Origin of the sequence: Dyella sp. KRB-257, assembly GCF_049445995.1 — a bacterium.
Taxonomy (GTDB): domain Bacteria; phylum Pseudomonadota; class Gammaproteobacteria; order Xanthomonadales; family Rhodanobacteraceae; genus Dyella_A.
Genome location: NZ_JBMSDZ010000009.1, coordinates 128,363 through 146,599 on the forward strand (window position 1 = coordinate 128,363; position 18,237 = coordinate 146,599).

Genomic DNA, 18,237 nt, shown 5'->3' on the forward strand with positions numbered 1-18,237 from the left:
TGCGCGGCGCTTTTCTTTCCGGTCCCTGGAGCTTCCCCATGATCTACGACAGCATTCTCGACACCATCGGCGGCACCCCGATCGTGAAACTGCACCGCCTCGCGCCCAAGGGCGTGGAGATCTACGTCAAGGTGGAGGCGTTCAACCCTGGCGGCTCGGTGAAGGATCGCCTCGCACTGGCGATCATCCTCGACGCCGAGAAACGCGGCGTGCTCAAGCCCGGGCAGACCGTGGTGGAAGCCACCTCCGGCAATACCGGCGTCGGCCTGGCGATGGTCTGCGCGGCGCGCGGCTATCCGTTCGTGGCGGTGATGAGCGATTCGTTCTCGGTCGAGCGGCGCAAGCTGATGCGCGCCTACGGCGCCCGGGTATTGCTCACCCCGGCGGCCGATCGTGGCACCGGCATGGTGAAGAAGGCGAAGGAGCTGGCCGAGAAGCACGGCTGGTTCTGGGCCAGCCAGTTCGAGAACCCGGCCAACCCGGCCTACCACCGCAGCACCACCGGCCCGGAGATCCTCAAGGATTTCGCGGGGCGGCGGCTGGACTATTTCGTCAGCGGCTGGGGCACCGGCGGCACCCTCACCGGCGTGGGCGAGATGCTCAAGCTGGCGCGCCCGGAAGTGAGGGTGATCGGTGCCGAGCCGGCCGGCGCCGCGCTGCTCGCCGGCGGGGAATGGCAGCCGCACAAGATCCAGGGCTGGAACCCGGATTTCATCCCCGCGGTGCTCAATCGCGAGGTGGTGGACGAGATCAAGCTGATCCCCGACGAACGCTCGCGCGAGGTGGCCCGCGCGCTGGCCGCGCAGGAGGGCATCTTCGTGGGGCTGTCCTGCGGCGGCACGCTGGCCGCGGCGCTGGAAGTGGCCAGGGATGCCCCGCAAGGCAGCGTACTGCTGGCCATGCTGCCGGATACCGGCGAGCGCTACCTGTCGACCTACCTGTTCGAGGGCGTCAACGAAGGCTCGGACGAAATCGCCTGAGGCGCCACTCGTCGCGGGCCATGTAGCCCGCGGCGATCACCACACCCAGTGCCAGCAGATACCAGGTGATCAGGTAGCTCAGATGGTGGTTGGGGAACCGGATGACGGTGAGGCCGCCGCGTGGCCATGGCGCCTCGCTGCGCGCGTTGCCGGGAGCCGCGTCCGCATCGACGAAATACGGCGCGACCCGCGCGGACGGCAGGCCACGCGCGGCGGCGATGGCGGGCACGTCGCGCGAATACCAGCGGTTTTGCGCAGGCCGGTTGGCGTGCATGAACCCCCCGCCCGGCTCGGACGTCCGCAGCAACCCCGTGATGTCGACCTCACCCGACGGCGCCCGCGTCTGTGCAAAGGCCGGTGTGCCCGGCAGATCGGCGGGAATATAGCCGCGGTTGACCAGCACGATGCTGCCATCGTCCAGGCGCAGCGGCGCAAGCATCCAATAGCCATAGCCCAGTTCGCTGGTGCCGTGGACCAGGGTCTGCGCGTCGTGCAGGAAACGCCCGTGCAGGCGCACGTGCAGGTATTGCCATCGTCCACGGTCTGCCGCGGCCCACTGTGTGACGCCCGGCGGTGGAACCGGGGGCGCATGCACCCGCGCGGCGACATCGTGGATCAGCTGACGTTTCCAGTGCAGTCGGCGGACCTGCCAGTTGCCCAACGACACGAACAGGGCAAACAGGGCGATGGCCAGCAGCTTCCATGCCATACGCGCGGGTGCGCCGCGCGGTTTGACGGTCATGCGCCTGGCGTGTGCTGCATGGCTTGCGGCGGCATCTGCATCATGTTGGCGTTCTCGTGATACATGACCCAGACCGACGCGCCCAGCACGATCACCACCAGCACGACCGTAAAAATGAAGGCCAGCATGTTCCAGCCGTTCTCCGAGCGGGTGTCCAGGTGCAGGAAATACACCACGTGCACCACGATCTGCACCGCCGCCAGGCCAAGCACCAGCACGGCGGTGACGACGGGGCTGGAAATCACGTGGCCCATCACCAGCCAGAACGGAATGACGGTAAGCACCGCCGCCAGCACAAAGCCGGTGAGATAACCACGCATACTGCCGTGCGCCGCGTGGTCCGCGGCGTGGGCACCCTCATGCGGCGCGTCGTGCCCGTGCATCGGGGCGGATGGATGGCTCATCGAAGCACTCCCACCAGGTAGACGTAACTGAACACGCCGACCCAGACCAGATCGAGAAAATGCCAGAACATGCTCAGGCAGAGCAGCCGGCGCCGGTTCGCTTCGGTCAGTCCGCGCCTGGCCAACTGCACCATCAGCACCACCAGCCAGATCACGCCCACCGTGACATGCAGGCCGTGCGTGCCGACCAGGGTGAAGAACGACGACAGGAAGGCGCTGCGGCCGGGGCCGGCGCCCTCGGCGATCATGGTGGCGAACTCGCGTATTTCGAGCCCCACGAACACCGTGGCGAGCACGCCGGAGACGGCCAGCCACCCCAGCATCGCGCCCTTGCGCTGGCGCCCCATCTCCAGCATCGAAAAGCCGAAGGTGACCGACGACACCAGCAGCAGCGCCGTGTTGATGGCCAGCCCCGGCAGATCGAGCACGTCGCGCGCGGTGGGGCCGCCGGCGTAGGCGGTGCCCAGTACCGCGTTGCAGGCAAACAGCGCGGCGAAGATGAAGCAGTCGCTCATCAGGTAGAGCCAGAACCCCAGCAGGGTTCCGTTGTGCGGATGCGCCTCCTCGCGGCAGACAAACTCGCGCGGCGCGGGGGCGGCGGTATCGACGGCGATGGTGTTCATGCGGTGGCGCCCCGTGCCTTCGGCTCCCAGTGGCCGGTATGCAGTTCGAACTCGGCCACGTCCCGGGCGGCGATATGGGTGTCGCGGTCGTAGTTGAACGTGTGGATGATGCCTGCGGCGATCATCGCCACGAACGCCAGCGCCGCCAGCCACCAGATGTACCAGACCATGGCGAAGCCGAAGACCGTGCCCAGCCCGGCCAGCACCATGCCGGCGGCGGTGTTGCGGGGCATGTGGATGTCGTTGAAGCCTTCCTGCGGTCGCTGATAGCCGTGCTTGTTCATGTCGGTCCAGGCGTCGCGCTCGTACACCCGCGGGATGAAGGCGTAGTTGTACGGCGGCGGCGGCGAGGAGGTGGACCACTCCAGCGTGCGGCCGCCCCACGGATCGTTGCCCACCGCCAGTGCATCGCGGCGGCGGATGCTCACGAACAGCTGCATGAGGAACGACAGGATGCCGAGCAGGATCAGCAACGCGCCGAACGCGGCGATGACGAACCAGATCTGCAGGCTGGGATCGGTGAAGTGGCTCAGGCGCCGCGTCACGCCCATCAGCCCCAGCACGTAGAGCGGACCGAAGGCGACCCAGAAACCCACCTGCCAGAACCAGAAACTGAGCTTGCCCCAGAACTCGTCCAGGCGAAAACCGAACGCCTTGGGAAACCAGTAGTTGATGCCGGCAAACACGCCGAACACCACGCCGCCGATGATCACGTTGTGGAAGTGCGCCACCAGGAACAGGCTGTTGTGCAGCAGGAAATCCGCCGGTGCCACCGACAGCATCACGCCGGTCATGCCGCCGAGGGTGAAGGTGAACAAAAAGCCCATGGTCCACATCATCGGCACCGTGAAACGCACCCGCCCGCGGTACATGGTGAACAGCCAGTTGAAGATCTTCACGCCGGTGGGGATCGAAATCATCATCGTGGTGAGGGCGAAGAACGAGTTGACGTCCGCACCCGATCCCATGGTGAAGAAGTGATGCAGCCACACCAGGTAGGACAGCAGCATGATCGAGGCGGTGGCGTAGACCATCGACGAATAACCGAACAGCCGCTTGCCCGAGAAGGTGGGCACGATCTCGGAGTACAGGCCGAACATCGGCAGGATCAGGATGTAGACCTCCGGGTGGCCCCAGATCCAGATCAGGTTGACGTACATCATCACGTTGCCGCCGAACCCGTTGGTGAAGAAGTGGGTGCCGATGTAGCGGTCCAGCGACAGCAGTAACAGTGTGGCGGTGAGGATCGGGAAGGTCACCACGATCAGGCCGCTGGTGCACAGCGTGGTCCAGGTGAACATCGGCATCTTCATCAGCGTCATGCCCGGCGCGCGCATCTTGAGGACGGTGACGACGAAATTGATGCCGGTGAGCAAGGTGCCCAGGCCCGCGAGCTGCAGGCCCCAGATGTAGTAGTCCACGCCCGGTCCGGGGCTCTGGTTCAGTTCGGATACCGGTGGCATGCCCAGCCAGCCCGCGTTCGAGAAGTCGCCGATGAACAGCGAGGCCATGAACAGCACCACGCCGCTGGCCGTCAGCCAGAAGCTGAAGTTGTTGAGGAACGGGAACGCCACGTCGCGCGCGCCGATCTGCAGCGGCATCACGTAGTTCATGAAGCCGGCGATGTACGCCATCGCCACGAAGAAGATCATGATCGCGCCGTGCGCGGTGAAAATCTGGTCGTAGTGGTGCGGCGGCAGGTAGCCCATGTTGGCGCCGAAGGCGATCGCCTGCTGCGAGCGCATCAGCAGGGCGTCGGCAAAGCCGCGCAGCAGCATCACCGTGGCCAGCACGATGTACATGATGCCGAGCTTCTTGTGGTCCACGCTGGTGAACCATTCGTTCCACAGGTAGCCCCACTTGCGATGGTAGGTGATGGCACCGACCACGCCGGCGCCGACGATGGCCACGACCACGAAGGTCCAGACCACGATGCTGTTGTCCAGGGGCAGCGCGCTGAGCGAAAGGCGCCCGAGCAGGAAATTCCAGATGGCGGGACGATCGGGCATGTCGTGAACCTCGATGATTCGGATCAGTGCGTCGCCGCGTCGTGCGCAGGCGTCGCCGGGGATGGCGCGGCGGGCATCGCCTCGTCCGCAGCGTGGCCGGGCATCGCCGCCATCGCGGCGTGCCCCATGGTGGCCATCTGGCCCGGGCACACGTCGCCGGGGTCGGCGCACTGGTTGAGGATGCGGCGATACAGGCCGGCGTCGAAGCGGGCGTAGTAGTGCACCGGCTCGGCGCGGCTGGGTTCATCGAGACGGTCGAACGCGCGGGCGTCGAGATCCTTGCCCTCGGTACGCACCCTGGCCACCCAATGGGTGAAGTCGGCATCGCTCAGGCCGTGAAAGCGGAAACGCATGTCGGTGAAGCCGGAGCCGCTGTAGTTGGAGGACTGTCCGTCGTATTCGCCCGGTTTGTTGATCACGGCGTGCAGCACCGTCTGCATGCCGGGCATGGTGTAGATCATGCCGGCCAGCGTGGGCACGAAGAACGCGTTCATGGTGTCTTTCGACGTGAGCTTGAAGTGGATCGGGCGATCCACCGGAGCGGCCATTTCGTTGACCGTGGCAATGCCGTACTGCGGGTAGAAAAACAGCCATTTCCAGTCCAGTGACACCACCTGCACCTCCAACGGTTCGATGTGGGTCGGCATGGGCCGGTGGGCACTGATGCGGCGCAGCGGGCGGTAGGGATCCAGCTGGTGGGTGCCGATCCAGGTCATCGCGCCGAGCACCACGATGATCAGCAGCGGCGCGGCCCACACCACCAGTTCGAACTGGGTGGAGTGGTCCCACTCCGGCTCGTATGCGGCCGACGGGTTGGAGGCGCGATAGCGCCACGCGATCACGCCGATGGCCACCAGCACGGGCACCACGATCAGCGACATCAGGATGACCGAGGCAATCATCAGATCGCTCTGCTGACGCGCAACGTCACCGGCGGGATCGAGCAAGACCAGCTTGCAGCCGCTCAGGGTGAGCGCCAGCAGCGCCAGCAGCGGGCCTCGAAGACGTTTTGGAGACATGAGCGCACTTGGGGAGTGGGGATCAACCTGCGTAGGATACCAAGTGTCCCCGGCCATTCCGACGCGACACGTTGTCGTCTGGTCGCTTTGTCGCATCGGGTGCATGCTTGCAGAATGCGCCGTCTGGCCGATCGCGCAAGACGAAACCGCGAGTGGCGCGGCCGGCACAGGACACCGCTTGCGTGCCGCGCAGCCCGCATCACACCTACGGAATAGCCATGTCGTCCAGCCACTCCCAGCTCTCCGATCCGTCCGTCGCCTCGCCGCCTGCGGGTGCCGCAGGCCACGCCCAGGAGGTCACCCCCGGGGATATCTCGATCGGCGTGGTGATTGGTCGCATCTCCGAGTTCTTCGATTTCTTTGTGTTCGGCATCGGCTGCGTGCTGGTGTTTCCCAGGGTGTTCTTCCCCTTCGCCAGCGAGCTCAACGGCATCTTCTACTCGTTTGCGCTGTTTGCGCTGGCGTTCATCGGGCGGCCGATCGGCTCGTTGATCTTCCTGTTCCTGCACCGCGAGTTCGGTCGCGGCGCCAAGCTCACCGTGGCGCTGTTCCTGCTGGGCATGACCACCGCCGGCATCGCCTTTCTGCCGGGGTACGATGTGCTGGGCGTGCTGGCGATCGTGGCGCTGGCGGTGCTGCGCTTCGGCCAGGGCCTTGCCATCGGCGGCAGCTGGGATGGCCTGTCTTCGCTGCTGGCGCTCAATGCGCCGCGGCACAAGCGCGGCTGGTACGCCATGATTCCGCAGCTGGGCGCGCCGATCGGCTTCATTCTCGTGGCCGGCCTGTTCGCCTACCTGTTGACCAGCCTGACGGCCGACGAATTCTATGGCTGGGGCTGGCGTTATCCGTTCTTCGTGGCCTTCGCCATCAACGTGGTGGCGCTGTTCGCCCGCCTGCGACTGGTGGTGACGCCCGAATACTCGACCATGCTCAAGCTGCGCGAGCTGGAGCCTTCGCCGGTGGGCGAACTGGTACGCACGCAGGGCAAGGCCATTGCGCTGGGCGCGTTCGCGCCGTTGGCCAGCTATGCGCTGTTTCACCTGGTGACGATCTTTGCGCTGTCGTGGGCGCTGCTGTTCACCAGGCAGTCGCCGGTGAGCTTCCTCGTGGTGCAGATCATCGGGGCGGCGGTGGCGATTCCCTGCATGATGGCCTCCGGGCTCATCGCCGACCGCTTCGGACGGCGCATGACGCTGGCGATCTTAGCCGTGCTGATCGCCATCTACAGCGGCTGGACGCCGCTGATGCTGTCCGGCGGCCGGGTGGAGGGTTACCTGTTCATCATCGTCGGCTTCGCCCTGCTGGGCTTCTCCCACGCGCAGGCCGCCGGTGCGGTGAGCTCCAGCTTTCTCAGCTATTTCCGCTACACCGGCGCGCTGATCACCTCGGACCTGGGCTGGCTGCTGGGCGCCGGGTTCGCTCCGCTGGTGGCACTGTCGCTGTCGGTCTATCTGGGCGTGGGCTACGTGGGCCTGTACCTGCTGTCTGGCGCCATCGGCACCCTGGCGGCGTTGTGGATGAGTCGCGCGGGCGGCATGCCGAACGATTGAGTGGCCCCAGGTCGCCGCACTGGCGGCCGTGCATCTCCCGTCGTCAGGGGGCGTGTCATCAACGCTAGAATGGGCGGATTACTCAACCCGTGGGAGGCTGCATGGCTGTCCGTCTTGATCCGCTCGACCTTTACGATGTCCGCGCGCTGCTCTCCGACGAGGAGCGCATGGTGCAGGACTCGGTCGGCCGCTTTGTCGACGAAAAGGTGCTGCCGATCATCGGCGACTGCTTCGAGCAGGGCCGCTTCCCGAAGGAGCTGATTCCCGAGATCGCCGGCCTCGGCCTGCTTGGCGCGACCATTCCCGAGGAATACGGCGGCGCCGGCATGAACGGCGTCAGCTACGGCCTGATCTGCCAGGAGCTGGAGCGCGGCGATTCGGGCCTGCGCAGCTTCGCCTCGGTGCAGAGCTCGCTGTGCATGTACCCGATCTTCGCCTACGGCAGCGAGGAGCAGAAGCGCCAGTACCTGCCGAAGATGGCGGCGGGCGAGATCATCGGCTGCTTCGGCCTGACCGAGCCGCACGGCGGCTCCGATCCGGCCAACATGAAGACCCACGCCAGGAAGGATGGCGGCGACTGGGTGATCAACGGCGCCAAGATGTGGATCACCAACGGCAACCTCGCGCACATCGCCATCGTCTGGGCGATGACCGGGGACGGCATCCAGGGCTTCATCGTCCCCACCGATTCCGCCGGCTTCAAGGCGCAGGAAATCCACAAGAAGATGAGCCTGCGCGCCTCGGTCACCAGCGCGCTGTTCTTCGACGGCGTGCGCGTGCCGGACGCCAACCGCCTGCCCAACGTGAAGGGCCTGAAGGGTCCGCTGGGCTGCCTCAACCAGGCGCGTTACGGCATCACCTGGGGTCCAATCGGCGCCGCCCAGGCCTGCCTGAAGGAAGTGCTCGACTACACCGCCGAGCGCGTGATGTTCGGCCGCCCGCTGGCGGCCAACCAGGCGATCCAGCTGAAGCTGGCCGACATGGCCCGGCGCATCACCACCGCGCAGTTGCTCTCCCTGCAACTGGGCCGCCTGAAGGATGCCGGCAGGCTGCAGCCCACCCAGGTGAGTCTGGCCAAGTGGAACAACGTGCGCATGGCCATCGACATCGCGCGCGAGTGCCGCGACGTGCTCGGCGGCGCCGGCATCACCACCGAGCACGGTGCGATCCGCCACGCGTTGAACCTGGAGTCGGTGATCACCTACGAGGGCACCGAGACCGTGCACCAGCTGGTGGTGGGCCGTGAGCTGACGGGCATCAACGCGTTCTGACGGTTGGTGCAAGGACCATCCTCAGCGTCATCCCAGCGCAAGCTGGGATCCAGTGCCTTTGCCGTCACGGTGGAGAGACGCTGGATGACCAGCCCTGCGGCTGTTGAAGAAGCGCCTCCGGCTTTCGCCGGAATGACGGTGAGGGCGAACAGATATTCCGGGCCAGAGGGTCCCTAGCATGAGCTGGCAAGACCTCCGTATCGAAACCGACCGCCTGATCCTGCGTCCGACCCGGGCGGAGGATTTCAAGGGCTGGGCATTCGACCAGCTTGGCTGGACCGAAGTGATCCACACCATCGCGCCGGACCATCTCGCCTCGCAGGAGGTCGCCCGGCGGCTGGGTTCCAGCCTGCGCGGGCCGGGGCATTTGCCCGAGCCGTTCCAGGACCTGCCCGTCGAGGTCTGGGGCCAGAGCTGGACGGCGTGGAAACGGCGCCGCGCATGAGCCACGTGCCGCCCGCGCTGTTCGTCGCGCTCAGCGAGCTGGTGCCCGAGCTCTACGTGCACTGCGCCGAGCCGTGGTGCGTGATCGGCAGCGCCGGCGCGCGGATGCTCGGTGCCGAGGTGGCCGTGACCGATGTCGACGTGCTGCTCTCGCGTGCCGATGCCGCCGCGTTGATGGCGCGCTGGGCCGAGTGGCGCGACACCGCCCATGCGCCCGCCGACGGCGACCGCTTCCGCTCGCATTTCGCCCGCTTCCGCTTTCCCGGCCTGCCGGTGGAAGTGATGGGCGACCTGGAACTCCACGGCGACGCGGGGTGGCAGCCGGTATCGCCCGGCAAGCTGGTGCTGGTCGGGCTGGCAGGGCTGGCCGTGCCGGTGCCCGCGCTGGACGAGCAGATCCGCCTGTTCGAATCCTTCGGCCGCGACAAGGACCGTGTGCGTGCCGCCGCCTTGCTCGCGCTGCGCCAGCCATCTTCCGTATTGCCGATCGTTGCCTCTTCCTGACGGCTGCCTGCCGCCGCTTTCCGCCTCCAAGACGAATCCCGCCATGACCGCCATTCCGTTCGCCATCACCGCCCGCCACAAGGGCTTCAACCGCGCCGAGATCGTCGATCAGAACTTCACCGAGTTCGTGCAGCTGTGGCAGGGCGAGGTGCGTGCCGCGCCGCGTGACGACGCGCCGGTGCTGCCGGACAGCGCGCTGGATGCGCGCGGCTTCCGCGAGCTGCTGGAGTCGCAGCTGATCAGCCGCCACCTCGACCTGATGGCGCGCGCGCTGCGCGTGCAGAACAAGGTGTTCTACACGATCGGCTCGTCTGGCCACGAAGGCAACGCGATGGTGGCGCGGCTCACCCGCCACACCGACCCGGCGTTCCTGCACTACCGCTCCGGCGGCTTCATGGCCGAGCGTTTTCGCAAGCTGCCGGGTATGGACCCGGTGATGGACTCGGCGCTGTCGTTCGCCGCCAGCAAGGACGACCCGGCTTCCGGCGGCCGACACAAAGTTTGGGGTTCCAGGCCGCTCTGGGTGCTGCCGCAGACCTCGACGATCGCCTCGCACCTGCCCAAGGCGCTGGGCACCGCGGTCGCCATCGATCACGCGCGGCGCATCGGCCACAGCTTGCCGATTCCGGACGACTCCATCGCGATCTGCTCGTTCGGCGATGCGTCCAGCAATCACGCCACCGCGCAGACCGCGTTCAACGCGGCGGGCTGGACCGCCTACCAAAAGCTGCCCGCGCCGGTGCTGTTCGTGTGCGAGGACAACGGCATCGGCATCTCGGTGAAGACACCGACCGGCTGGGTGGCGCGCAATTTCCGTTCGCGCCCGGATCTGGACTACTTCTTCGCCGACGGCCTGGACCTGGCCGAAGGCTACGCGCAGGTGCAGCGCGCGGTGGAGCACTGCCGCCGCACGCGCCGGCCGACCTTCCTGCACCTGAAGACCACCCGCGTGATGGGCCACGCCGGCACCGATTTCGAGATCGAGTGGCGCTCGATCGAGGAGCTGGTGGCGGTGGAGTCCACCGACCCATTGCTGCGCTCGGCGGCGATCGCGCTGGAGTCGGGCCTGTACTCGAAGGACGACCTGCTCAACCTCTACGAAGCGACCCGCAAGCGCTGTTTCGCCGCCGCGGAAGAAGCCGACCGCCGGCCCAAGCTGGAGCGCCTCGACGACGTGATGGCGCCGCTGGCGCCGTATTCGCCGGCCAGGGTGAAGGCCGAGGCCGGGCGCACCGACTACGCCGAGGCGCGCCTCAAGGCGTTCGGCGGCGAGGCCAGGCTGCCGGAAAACCAGCCACCGCGGCATCTGGCGATCCAGATCGGCCAGGCGCTGCACGACCTCATGGCCAAGTACCCCGAGTCGCTGCTGTTTGGCGAGGACGTGGCGCAGAAGGGCGGCGTGTACACGGTGACCAAGGGCCTGCACAAGGCGTTCGGCAACAAGCGCGTGTTCAATACGCTGCTGGACGAGACGATCATCCTCGGCCTGGCCCAGGGCTACGCCAACATGGGACTCCTGCCGATTCCGGAGATCCAGTACCTGGCGTATTTCCACAACGCCGGCGACCAGATCCGCGGCGAGGCGGCCAGCCTGCAGTTCTTTTCCAACGACCAGTTCCGCAACCCGATGGTGGTGCGGATCGCCTCGCTCGGTTACCAGCGCGGCTTCGGCGGGCATTTCCACAACGACAACTCGATCGCCGCGCTGCGCGACATCCCCGGCCTGGTGGTGGGCTGCGCAAGTCGCGGCGACGATGCGGCCGCCATGCTGCGCACGATGATGGCGCTGGCCAAGGTCGACGGCCGCGTCTGCGCCTTCCTCGAACCGATCGCGCTGTACATGACCAAGGATCTGTACGAGGCCGGCGACGGCCAATGGCAGTTCGCCTATCCCGCGCCCGGCGAGGCGATGACGCTGGGCGAGGGGCGCGTATACCACGAGGACGCCGACGACCTGGTGGTGTTCACCTTCGGCAACGGCGTGCCGATGGCGCTGCGCGCGGCGCGCACCCTCGAGGCCGAGCTGACGTGGAAGGTGCGCGTGGTCGACCTGCGCTGGCTGGCGCCGCTCAACGATGCCTTCATCGCCGCGCAGGCGAAGAGTGCCAGGCGCATCGTGGTGCTGGACGAGGGACGCAGGAGCGCGGGCGTGGGCGAGGGCGTGATCACCGCGATCGTCGAGGCCGGCTACGGCGCCACGCCGCTGAAGCGGGTGGTGGGCGCCGACACCTTCACCCCGCTGGCCGGTGCCGCCTTCCTGGTGCTGCCGGGCGAGGCCGACGTGGTGGCCGCGGCGCGTGAATTGCGCTGACTGCGGCTACCGCGTTCAGGGCGCGCGTTGCGGTACGCGGCCGGTGCGCGTGATGCGGCGCTGGGCGGCCGATTCCTCGCGCCGCTGCAGGCTGGCGCGGTTGCGGCCGTTGAGCTTGGCGTCGTACATCGCCTGGTCGGCGCGGGCGACCAGGCTGTCGATCGAGTCGTGCGGGCGGCGCACCGCCACGCCGATGCTCGCGGTGAGCTGGGGATGCTCGCTGTCCACCGGAATTTCCAGCCGGTGGATGCGCCGACACAGCCGCGTGGCAACCTGCATCGCCTCTTCCGCGCCGGCACCGTCGAGCAGGGCGACGAATTCCTCACCACCATAGCGGCCGAACAGGTCCGCCGGACGCAGTTCTTCGCGCAGGGCGTGCGATACCGCCACCAGCGCCTCGTCGCCGGCGGCATGACCGCGGCGGTCGTTGAGGATCTTGAAATGATCCAGGTCCAGGAACAGCAGCGACTGCGGTCGCGGCGAAGGTGCGCTCATCGCCCGGATCGCCGCCTCGTTCCAGGCGCGCCGGTTGAGCACCTGGGTCAGCGAATCCTTGTCGGCCAGCACGCGCACTTCGTCGCGATCGCGGCGGATCATCAGGGCGCGGTCAGCCAGGCCGAACGACAACACCACCGCCTCGAACGCGCCGGCGGCCAGGCTGGCGTCGTTGAGCCACGCCAGGCCCGGCAGGGCGCCACTGATCTGAGCGCTGGTCAGCGCGGTGAGTGCCAGCAGCGGCGTCCATCCGGCGAGGAAGAACCACGAGTGGCGCGAGCCACGCAGCGCGGCGACGATCGCGGCCAACAGCAGCAGTGTGGCACCGATGGTAAGCAGCGGATTGACCAGCAGTTGCCCGGCCGCCTCCAGTGTGTCGACCTGGCTGCAACGCATCAGCACCACCGCCACCATGCCCACTGCCAGCGCCAGCACGGGGATGCGCAGCAGCGGGGCAAAGCGCTGCAACTCGCAGAAGCGGATCATGAACAGCGAGGCGAAGGCCACGGACAGCGCCACCGCGGCAGACCCCACGGTGATCGACAGCCCGGCCAGCCATTCCAGTTCCAACGGATGGTAGACGAAACCCGTCTGGATGCCCTGGATCAGCGCATAGCAGAGGATGTAGCCGGCGTACCAGCCGAAGGTGACGTCGCGCAGGATCAGCGCGAAGCACAGCGCCATCAGCGCCATCGCCAGCATTACGGCGAGGGCGGCGGTGGCGAACACCAGCCAGCGCGCGTCCTGCCTCAGATAGCTGGCCCAGCCCTGCAGACGGAAGCTCACCGGGGCGGCGATGCGCGCGGACGGCTCGAACTTCAGCAGCAGCGGTGCGGACGCCTGCAACTCGCGTCCAAGCAGGAAGGCGAGCCGGCCATGGCCGTGCACCGCCGCCTGGAAATCATCCAGCGCAAGTGCAACGCCGGGTCCGTTGTGGTCATAAAGGGTCACTATGCCCAGCGGCGGCGGGTAGATGCTCAGCACGCGCTCCTCCTGCACCCACGGCGGTTGCGGATCGAGCACCACCCAACTGCCCAGCTCTCCCTGCGGCAGGCGCTGCAGCAGGGTCGGGTCGAAACGATGCATGCTGCCCTGGCGGAAGTCCTTCATCACCCGGGACGGGGTGTCGCCCTCGCGCACGTCCCGCCAGGCGCCGGCCAGCGGCGTGGCGGCATGCAGGTAGCCGCTGCACAGCAGGGCGAGCGCACACAGTGCCCGCTGCGCCCAGCACATCCGCCCTGCTGGCCTGTTGATTGCCGACCCTGTCATGAACATCCGTCTCCCGGTCGTGACGCATGGTGCCCCAGACATGCAGTGCGTGATACGGCCACGAACTCATGCGCAAGCGGACATTGGCCGCTCAGCGTGCCAAGGTCCGACGGCCCTGTCGGCGGGCGCAAGGCCTGACGCCGCGTAGGCCTGTATCCCGGCGCAGCAGGAACCGTGCCACGACGGGGATTGTACGGCGGCAGCGGTCAGCGGGAGGCCGGCGCTTTCGTCACGGGGGCTTTGCCGTTGCGCTGGAATGCTGTCCCCGTCCGTCGCGCCCCGCAGTGCCGCGGCGGGCAGCTTTCCATCCGTTGCATGCGGCTCGTTCCACCTGGGCCGCCCAACTCCGGGAGATCTTCATGACCATCTTGTCTGTCGCCGTATTCGTGGGCAGCCTGCGCAAGGCATCGATCAACCGCCGGCTGGCGCTGGCCGTGCAGCGGCTGGCACCTGATGACCTGCGCTTCGATCCGGTCGCAATCGATGCCCTGCCGCTCTACAACCAGGACTTCGACAGCGCCTATCCGTCCGCCTGCCGCGCACTCAAGCAACAGGTGGAAAAAGCCGACGCGCTGCTGTTCGTCACGCCCGAATACAACCGCTCAATCCCGGGCGTGCTGAAGAACGCGCTCGACATCGCCTCGCGACCGTGGGGTACCAACTCCTTCGCCGGCAAGCCGGGGGCGGTGGCCGGTGCCTCGATTGGCGCCACCGGCAGCGCGCTGGCGCAGCAGCATCTGCGCAACATGCTGGCCTATCTCGACGTGGCGGTACTGGCGCAGCCGGAGGTGTTCGTGCAGTTCAGGAACGACGGGCTGATCGACGAGGAGGGCCAGGTTGCCAGCGAGGACACGCGGAAGTTCCTGCAGGGCTTCGTCGACCGTTATGCCGACTGGGTCCGCGCGCACGTGGGCCGGCAGATGTGATCGGCCAGCGCTGATCAGCTCGCCGTCGCGCCGCTGCCGCAGAGTTTCTCCAGCAACTGGTGCTGCACGTTGCGCGGGCTCTGCCCGTTCGCCGGTTGTGCACGCAGGTAGCTGCCGTCCGGTTGCAGCAGCGAGGCGCTGGCGTTGTCGGCCAGGTACAGGTCCAGCTCGCGGCGTACCCGCTGGATCAGCTTCTTGCCCTCGATGGGGAAGCCGGTTTCGATGCGCCGGTCGAGGTTGCGTTCCATCAGATCGGCGCTGGCGAGGTAGAGCTTCTCCTCGCCGCCGTTGGCGAACCAGTACACGCGGCTGTGTTCCAGGAAGCGGCCGATGATCGAGCGCACGCGGATGTTGTGCGACACCCCGGGCACGCCCGGGCGCAGGCAGCACATTCCGCGCACGATCAGGTCGATCTTCACTCCGGCCATGCTGGCCTTGTACAGCGCGCGGATCATCTTGGCATCGGTCACCGCATTGACCTTGATGATGATCTGCGCCGGCCGGCCGGCTTCGGCGTGCGCCGTCTCACGGGCGATCAGGTCGAGCAGGGTCTTCTTCAGCGTGAACGGCGCATGCAGCAGCTTCTTCATCGGCTGCACCTTGCCCATGCCGGTGAGCTGGCTGAACAGCTTGTGCACGTCCTCGCACAGCACCGGATCGGAGGTGAGCAGGCTGTAGTCGGTGTACAGGCGCGCGTTGCCGGTGTGGTAGTTGCCGGTGCCCAGGTGCGCGTAGCGCACCAGTTCGCTGCCTTCGCGGCGCTGGATCAGCATCAGCTTGGCATGCGTCTTCACCCCCACCACGCCGTAGATCACCACCGCGCCGGCCTGCTGCAGGCGCGAGGCGAGGGTGAGGTTGGACTCCTCGTCGAAGCGCGCGCGCAGCTCGATCACCGCAGTGACCTCCTTGCCGGCACGCGCCGCATCCACCAGCGCATCGACGATTTCCGAGGTGGCGCCGCTGCGGTACAGCGTCTGCTTGATCGCCAGTACGGCCGGATCCTTGGCCGCCTGGCGCAGCAGGTCGACCACCGGGGTGAACGACTCGTACGGATGCAGCAGCAGCACGTCCTGCCGGCTCAGACAGGCGAAGATGTCGTCGGACTTCTTCAGCTGCCTGGGGATCGAGGGCGTGAAGGGACGGAACTGCAAATGCGGGAAGCCCGCCTTGTTGGCCACGCCGAACAGGCGCGACAGGTTCACCGCGCCGTTCACCTCGTAAAGTTCGGCGGCAGTGAGCCCGAACTGCTTGAGCAGATAGTCGATCAGCAGCTTGGGACAGTTGTCGGCCACTTCCAGCCGCACCGCATCGCCGAAGCGGCGCGTGTACAGGCCGCCGCGCAGGGCGCGCGCCAGGTCGTCGACGTCTTCCGGGTCGATGGTGAGGTCGGCGTTGCGGGTCAGCCGGAACTGGTAGCAGCCGTGCACCTGCATGCCGGGGAACAGTTCGTCGACGTGGGCATGGATCACCGACGACAGCAGCACGTGGTTCTCGCCGCCCTCGCAGATGTCGTCGGGCAGGCGCATCAGCCGCGGCAGCACGCGCGGCGCCGGCACGATGGCCAGGCCCGAGTCGCGGCCGAATGCGTCCACGCCCTCCAACTGCACGATGAAGTTGAGGCTCTTGTTCACCAGCAGCGGAAACGGGTGGGTGGGGTCCAGCCCGATCGGCGTGATCAGCGGGGCCACCTCGTGCCGGAAGTAGCGGCGCACCCACTGCTTCTGCTTCAGTGTCCACTCGTTGCGGCGGATGATGCGGATGCCCTGCGCGGCCAGCGCGGGGAGGATGCGCTCGTTGAGGATGTTGTACTGGCGCTCGATCTGCCGGTGCGCGATCTCGCTGATCATCGCCAGCGCCTGCTTCGGCGCGATGCCGTCCGGCCCGACCAGCTCGTGGTCGAAGGCGATCTGGTCCTTCAGTTCGGCCACGCGGATCTCGAAGAACTCGTCCATGTTGCTGGAGAAGATCAGCAGGAACTTCAGCCGCTCCTGCAGCGGCGTGCCCTCGTCCAGCGCCTGGTCGAGCACGCGGATGTTGAACTGCAGCTGCGACAGCTCGCGATGGATGTACAGCGAGCGATCGGTCAGGTCGACCGCGCTGGCCGCTTCCACCGGCGGGGTGGCTGCAGCGGGCTGGACAGGCGGGGCGGGTTTCTTGCGCTGGGTCATGGGTGACGAGGGCAGTGGGCGGGTGCGTTGCTGGGGCGTAGTGTCATCAAGTGGACATGCTGGTCTGCCCGATTGACGTCCATGTGACAGTAGGGCAAGCAGGGAAGCCCCTGTCATGGATCCGGTCCATGAACCGTCCAGGCCACCCGTTCGTCCTGAGCGTGGCGAAGCGAAGTCGAAGGACCATGCAGGTGGAATCGATAGTGTTGCCCAGATGGGGACCTCGAAAAACCGCTCTTTGTTCGTGACGAGCCTTATTTCGAGTTTTTCGAGGTTCTCGGATCGCTTTCCGGCGGGCACCGGTCGCGTAGCGTAGCCGGCGTATACCGCCTTGTGCAGTTGCGGTTAGCATGAGCAGGCCGTGCGTGGTGCGCGGCGTGAACTTCAAGGAGCTGGCGACCATGCGTTCGAGCAATCCCGTCCTGCAGCCGAAAGTCTTCCAGGGCCCGTTCGCCGTCGGCGAGCAGATGACGATGAACGGCACCATCGCCAAGACGGGCCTGTTGCTGCTGCTGGCCGTCGTCACTGGCAGCTGGACCTGGAACCGCTTCGCCGAAGCGGCCGTCGGCGGCAACCTTGCTGCCGCGATGGCCGAGGTGTCGCCGTTCCTGTGGGGCGGTTTGATCGTCGGTTTCGTGCTGGCGCTGGTGTCGAGCTTCGCGCCGCGCTGGTCCGGCATCACCGCGCCGCTGTACGCGATCGCCGAGGGTTTCGCACTTGGCGGCATCTCCGCCTTCATGGAGTTGCGGTTTCCGGGCATCGTGGTGCAGGCGATCATGCTTACCGTGGGCGTGCTCGCGGCGATGCTGCTGCTTTATCGCACCGGGGTGATCAAGGTTACCGACAAGTTCCGCATGGGCGTGGTGGCGGCCACCGGCGGCATCGCGCTGCTTTACCTGGTGGACATCGGCCTGCGCGCGTTCACCAGCATCCAGATTCCCTTCATCCACGAGTCCGGGTTGATGGGCATCGGCTTCAGCTTGCTGGTGGTGGGCCTGGCCGCGCTGAACCTGGTGCTCGACTTCGACATGATCGAGCGGGGCGCTGCGCAGGGCGCGCCGAAGTACATGGAGTGGTTCGGCGCGTTCGCGCTGATGGTCACGCTGGTGTGGCTGTACATGGAAATCCTGCGCCTGCTGTCCAAGGCGCGTCGCTGAGGCGGGCTTGCGATCAGCGCGCATTGAAAAGGCCGGCGTGATGCCGGCCTTTTTGCGGAATGCGGAAAACCGCGCGGGCTTAGCCCCTCCCCGAGGGCTGTCTCTTGATCACATCTCCGCCGGTATCTGCTTGCTGAGCCAATAGCCCTCCAGCCGTTCCTGCAGCCGGAACCAGCCATACCAGAGCGTGTCCCAGCCGGGCCGGCCGGTGCGTTTGGTGTCGGTAAAGCCGCCCATTTTGGCGAGGGCTCGATACGCCCACGCGGCTGGCGGCGTTTGCGCGGGTGGTGCACTGTGCTCGGTGGAGACCCATAACACACGCCATTCGTCCGGACTCAGTGGCGTGGGCTCCGGCGCGGCCTCAT

Annotated in this window: 16 protein-coding genes; 8 read left to right on the forward strand and 8 right to left on the reverse strand. The window is 66.9% G+C overall.

The genetic code is table 11. From position 1 onward, the window contains the following. Window positions 1–38 precede the first annotated feature (38 nt). Complete coding sequence (gene cysK, locus ACO2Q2_RS09500) at window positions 39–980, forward strand: cysteine synthase A (RefSeq protein WP_423255526.1); 942 nt, start codon at window positions 39–41, stop codon at window positions 978–980. On the opposite strand, the gene ACO2Q2_RS09505 is transcribed toward cysK, so the two are convergent. Genes ACO2Q2_RS09505 through cyoA form a run of 5 tightly spaced genes read right to left on the reverse strand, consistent with a single transcriptional unit; the run spans window position 952 to window position 5,777 of the window. Next, window positions 952–1,722, reverse strand: coding sequence for an SURF1 family protein (locus tag ACO2Q2_RS09505; protein ID WP_423255527.1), 771 nt, complete (start codon window positions 1,720–1,722; stop codon window positions 952–954). The two genes, cysK and ACO2Q2_RS09505, sit on opposite strands and share 29 nt — an antisense overlap. Further along, the gene (gene cyoD, locus ACO2Q2_RS09510) at window positions 1,719–2,126 is read right to left on the reverse strand and encodes a cytochrome o ubiquinol oxidase subunit IV (RefSeq protein ID WP_423255528.1); all 408 of its coding nucleotides are present in this window, start codon (window positions 2,124–2,126) and stop codon (window positions 1,719–1,721) included. Before cyoD ends, ACO2Q2_RS09505 begins: the two co-directional genes overlap by 4 nt. After that, the gene (gene cyoC / locus ACO2Q2_RS09515; protein ID WP_423255529.1) at window positions 2,123–2,749 is read right to left on the reverse strand and encodes a cytochrome o ubiquinol oxidase subunit III; all 627 of its coding nucleotides are present in this window, start codon (window positions 2,747–2,749) and stop codon (window positions 2,123–2,125) included. Before cyoC ends, cyoD begins: the two co-directional genes overlap by 4 nt. Beyond that, a complete protein-coding gene (gene cyoB, locus ACO2Q2_RS09520) occupies window positions 2,746–4,758 on the reverse strand; it encodes a cytochrome o ubiquinol oxidase subunit I (protein WP_423255530.1) in 2,013 nt (670 codons plus the stop codon). The genes cyoC and cyoB overlap by 4 nt, the downstream gene beginning before the upstream one ends. Window positions 4,759–4,781: 23 nt before the next feature. After that, a complete protein-coding gene (gene cyoA, locus ACO2Q2_RS09525) occupies window positions 4,782–5,777 on the reverse strand; it encodes a ubiquinol oxidase subunit II (RefSeq protein ID WP_423255531.1) in 996 nt (331 codons plus the stop codon). A 218-nt stretch (window positions 5,778–5,995) separates the two neighbouring features. On the opposite strand from cyoA, the gene ACO2Q2_RS09530 reads away from it, so the two are divergent. The 5 genes from ACO2Q2_RS09530 to ACO2Q2_RS09550 all read left to right on the forward strand — a co-directional run bounded on the left by ACO2Q2_RS09530 (window position 5,996) and on the right by ACO2Q2_RS09550 (window position 11,857). Next, the gene (locus tag ACO2Q2_RS09530; RefSeq protein WP_423255532.1) at window positions 5,996–7,327 is read left to right on the forward strand and encodes an MFS transporter; all 1,332 of its coding nucleotides are present in this window, start codon (window positions 5,996–5,998) and stop codon (window positions 7,325–7,327) included. A 101-nt stretch (window positions 7,328–7,428) separates the two neighbouring features. Further along, on the forward strand, window positions 7,429–8,598 hold the full coding sequence (locus ACO2Q2_RS09535) for an acyl-CoA dehydrogenase family protein (RefSeq protein ID WP_423255533.1): 1,170 nt from the start codon (window positions 7,429–7,431) through the stop codon (window positions 8,596–8,598). A 178-nt stretch (window positions 8,599–8,776) separates the two neighbouring features. Beyond that, on the forward strand, window positions 8,777–9,043 hold the full coding sequence (locus tag ACO2Q2_RS09540; protein WP_423255534.1) for a hypothetical protein: 267 nt from the start codon (window positions 8,777–8,779) through the stop codon (window positions 9,041–9,043). After that, window positions 9,040–9,546: a hypothetical protein gene (locus tag ACO2Q2_RS09545; RefSeq protein WP_423255535.1), complete on the forward strand. Its 507-nt coding sequence runs from the start codon at window positions 9,040–9,042 to the stop codon at window positions 9,544–9,546. Before ACO2Q2_RS09540 ends, ACO2Q2_RS09545 begins: the two co-directional genes overlap by 4 nt. Window positions 9,547–9,589: 43 nt before the next feature. Beyond that, window positions 9,590–11,857, forward strand: a complete 2,268-nt coding sequence (locus ACO2Q2_RS09550; RefSeq protein WP_423255536.1) for a thiamine pyrophosphate-dependent enzyme — start codon at window positions 9,590–9,592, stop codon at window positions 11,855–11,857. A 15-nt stretch (window positions 11,858–11,872) separates the two neighbouring features. On the opposite strand, the gene ACO2Q2_RS09555 is transcribed toward ACO2Q2_RS09550, so the two are convergent. Continuing rightward, complete coding sequence (locus ACO2Q2_RS09555; RefSeq protein WP_423255537.1) at window positions 11,873–13,585, reverse strand: diguanylate cyclase; 1,713 nt, start codon at window positions 13,583–13,585, stop codon at window positions 11,873–11,875. 395 nt (window positions 13,586–13,980) lie between these two features. Between ACO2Q2_RS09555 and ACO2Q2_RS09560 the strand changes: the two genes are divergently transcribed. Continuing rightward, window positions 13,981–14,547, forward strand: coding sequence for an NADPH-dependent FMN reductase (locus ACO2Q2_RS09560; protein WP_423255538.1), 567 nt, complete (start codon window positions 13,981–13,983; stop codon window positions 14,545–14,547). Window positions 14,548–14,561: 14 nt separating this feature from the next. Here ACO2Q2_RS09560 and ppk1 read toward each other — a convergent pair whose 3' ends face one another. Further along, the gene (gene ppk1 / locus ACO2Q2_RS09565; RefSeq protein ID WP_423255539.1) at window positions 14,562–16,715 is read right to left on the reverse strand and encodes a polyphosphate kinase 1; all 2,154 of its coding nucleotides are present in this window, start codon (window positions 16,713–16,715) and stop codon (window positions 14,562–14,564) included. Between the two features lie 401 nt (window positions 16,716–17,116). On the opposite strand from ppk1, the gene ACO2Q2_RS09570 reads away from it, so the two are divergent. Continuing rightward, entirely contained in the window at window positions 17,117–17,872 is a 756-nt protein-coding gene (locus ACO2Q2_RS09570; protein ID WP_423255544.1) for a Bax inhibitor-1/YccA family protein, read from the forward strand. A gap of 108 nt (window positions 17,873–17,980) precedes the next feature. On the opposite strand, the gene ACO2Q2_RS09575 is transcribed toward ACO2Q2_RS09570, so the two are convergent. Further along, window positions 17,981–18,237 (reverse strand): IS4 family transposase (locus ACO2Q2_RS09575; RefSeq protein WP_423255540.1); only part of this gene is annotated, 257 nt, incomplete at its 5' end.

What these genes read in the sequence shown, in the direction of transcription:
- ACO2Q2_RS09545 (WP_423255535.1), top strand. Translation starts at nt 9,040, where the DNA reads ATGAGCCACGTGCCGCCCGCGCTGTTCGTCGCGCTCAGCGAGCTGGTG.
- cysK (WP_423255526.1), top strand. Translation starts at nt 39, where the DNA reads ATGATCTACGACAGCATTCTCGACACCATCGGCGGCACCCCGATCGTG.
- ACO2Q2_RS09555 (WP_423255537.1), bottom strand. Translation starts at nt 13,585, where the DNA reads ATGTGCTGGGCGCAGCGGGCACTGTGTGCGCTCGCCCTGCTGTGCAGC.
- ACO2Q2_RS09550 (WP_423255536.1), top strand. Translation starts at nt 9,590, where the DNA reads ATGACCGCCATTCCGTTCGCCATCACCGCCCGCCACAAGGGCTTCAAC.
- cyoB (WP_423255530.1), bottom strand. Translation starts at nt 4,758, where the DNA reads ATGCCCGATCGTCCCGCCATCTGGAATTTCCTGCTCGGGCGCCTTTCG.
- cyoD (WP_423255528.1), bottom strand. Translation starts at nt 2,126, where the DNA reads ATGAGCCATCCATCCGCCCCGATGCACGGGCACGACGCGCCGCATGAG.
- ACO2Q2_RS09540 (WP_423255534.1), top strand. Translation starts at nt 8,777, where the DNA reads ATGAGCTGGCAAGACCTCCGTATCGAAACCGACCGCCTGATCCTGCGT.
- cyoA (WP_423255531.1), bottom strand. Translation starts at nt 5,777, where the DNA reads ATGTCTCCAAAACGTCTTCGAGGCCCGCTGCTGGCGCTGCTGGCGCTC.
- ACO2Q2_RS09570 (WP_423255544.1), top strand. Translation starts at nt 17,117, where the DNA reads ATGCGTTCGAGCAATCCCGTCCTGCAGCCGAAAGTCTTCCAGGGCCCG.
- ACO2Q2_RS09560 (WP_423255538.1), top strand. Translation starts at nt 13,981, where the DNA reads ATGACCATCTTGTCTGTCGCCGTATTCGTGGGCAGCCTGCGCAAGGCA.
- ppk1 (WP_423255539.1), bottom strand. Translation starts at nt 16,715, where the DNA reads ATGACCCAGCGCAAGAAACCCGCCCCGCCTGTCCAGCCCGCTGCAGCC.
- ACO2Q2_RS09530 (WP_423255532.1), top strand. Translation starts at nt 5,996, where the DNA reads ATGTCGTCCAGCCACTCCCAGCTCTCCGATCCGTCCGTCGCCTCGCCG.
- cyoC (WP_423255529.1), bottom strand. Translation starts at nt 2,749, where the DNA reads ATGAACACCATCGCCGTCGATACCGCCGCCCCCGCGCCGCGCGAGTTT.
- ACO2Q2_RS09505 (WP_423255527.1), bottom strand. Translation starts at nt 1,722, where the DNA reads ATGACCGTCAAACCGCGCGGCGCACCCGCGCGTATGGCATGGAAGCTG.
- ACO2Q2_RS09535 (WP_423255533.1), top strand. Translation starts at nt 7,429, where the DNA reads ATGGCTGTCCGTCTTGATCCGCTCGACCTTTACGATGTCCGCGCGCTG.